The sequence below is a fragment of the Planococcus salinarum genome (assembly GCF_007004625.1).
GTDB lineage: Bacteria > Bacillota > Bacilli > Bacillales_A > Planococcaceae > Planococcus > Planococcus salinarum.
Genome location: NZ_VIFV01000066.1, coordinates 1 through 1,061, shown reverse-complemented (window position 1 = coordinate 1,061; position 1,061 = coordinate 1). Strand labels below are relative to the sequence as shown.

The following is a 1,061-nucleotide window of genomic DNA, read 5'->3' as shown; positions in this document are numbered from 1 at the left end:
GATAGTTTGTCAAATTAAGTGCAACACTTCGTCCATGAATGCTTCGTTTGCTGTTCGCCACTTCAAGCATTTTCGTGGCCGGTTATTGATTAGTCGGAGTGCTTCGTTTAATTCTTCTTCACTGATGGTGGCGAAATCGGTTTTCTTTGGGAAGAATTCACGCAAAAGACCATTACCGTTTTCGTTGCTACCGCGCTGCCAAGAAGAATAGGGATCCGCAAAGTATACCTGGATGTCCAGATCTTTTTGAAGTGAACTGTAACAGCTGAATTCTTTGCCCCGGTCGGTGGTGGCCGTTAGAAAGCTTTCCTTCGGAAAGCGCTGGCACAAGATATGAACCGCTTTTTCCATAGAAGCTGAGGTGCGGTCCGTCATTTTGATGGCGCTATACCAGCGGGTTTTACGTTCAATGAAGGTGGCGACACAGGCTTTGCTTTTTCCGCGGCTGGAGACGACGGTATCCAGTTCCCAGTGACCGAAGGTTTCTCGTTTCCGGACCTCTTTCGGTCGTTTGGCAATCGGTGTGCCAATGGTAAAACGGCCACGCGTTTCTTGTGGTTTCCGCCGTTTGCCTTTCTGGCGCAGCACGGTTAGCGGCACCTGAATCAACCCGTCATAAATCCAGCGGTAAATGGTTTTAAAGCAGAGCGTTCCTTCGAACAGCCGGTTGGCGATCTGTTCCGGGGACCAGGTCTCGTCAAGCTTCTGCTGGATAAGAGCCACCGTTTCTTCAGTTCCTTTGGACTTCGCGCCACAGTTCTTTTTCTTGCCAGCGTAGGTTTCCTGGGCGGATTCTGCTTGATAAGGGCTCTCGCTTTCGCAACGCTTCAATTCACGCGAAACGGTAGAGGGACTGCGTCCCAATTTGTGGGCGATTTCTCGGATCGAGTAATTCAAATCCGCGAGGGTTTCTATTTTGACGCGTTCTGATATGGTAAGATGGACGTAGCTCATGACAGAACCTCCGTGTAGTGTTGGTGTGGTAACTTACATTTTACACGAATCTGTCATGGGCCCTTTTTTTGTTTTGTAGGGTGTTGCACTTAATATTACAATTCGTC

The 1,061-nt window shown here is 48.8% G+C and carries 1 protein-coding gene; it reads right to left on the bottom strand.

Annotation, left to right across the window (positions count from 1 at the left end):
* Nucleotides 1-9: 9 nt before the first annotated feature.
* Nucleotides 10-954, bottom strand: coding sequence for an IS30 family transposase (locus tag DIJ65_RS16150; RefSeq protein ID WP_071151847.1), 945 nt, complete (start codon nucleotides 952-954; stop codon nucleotides 10-12).
* Nucleotides 955-1,061 lie beyond the last annotated feature (107 nt).